This is a genomic window from Haloferax sp. Atlit-6N (genome assembly GCF_003383195.1).
In the GTDB taxonomy this organism is placed as follows: Archaea; Halobacteriota; Halobacteria; order Halobacteriales; family Haloferacaceae; genus Haloferax; species Haloferax gibbonsii.
Map to the genome: position 1 here is coordinate 1 of NZ_QEQJ01000312.1, position 462 is coordinate 462.

The 462-nt window shown below is 57.1% G+C and carries 1 protein-coding gene; it reads right to left on the minus strand.

Annotated elements, in window-relative coordinates; genetic code table 11:
- The coding region (locus DEQ92_RS22515) for an ABC transporter permease (protein ID WP_147299595.1) at positions 1 to 462 on the minus strand (462 nt) is incomplete at both ends.

Sequence of the window (462 nt, forward strand, 5' to 3'; positions counted from 1 at the left end):
TGACGTAATCTTCTTCCTTTTCAGAGAGAACACTGCCCCGTATCAGACGGGCGTATTGTGGTGAATAAACGATTGCGACGACTCCGATTACGTTTATCAACCCTGCCCCGAGCGTCCCCACGATCGCAAGCCCGAGGACTAGAGCTGGAATAGAGATTACCATATCCATCATCCGCATAATGACTTCGTCGGTCCATCCTCCGACGTAGCCGGCGAAACTCCCAAGTGGAACGCCGATGGCGATAGCCATACCCACAGCAACGATTCCGACTGCTAGCGAGGCCCGCGCACCGAAAATGAGGCGTGAGAGGATATCCCGGCCAGTCAGATCGGTTCCCAGCGGGTGATCGACGGACGGCGGCGACAGCGAGGCCGCGTAATCTTGATGCGCTGGATCGTAGGGGGCAAGCAGCGGAGCGGCGATGGCTGTCACGATGACGCCAACGACGAGCACAAAAGAAA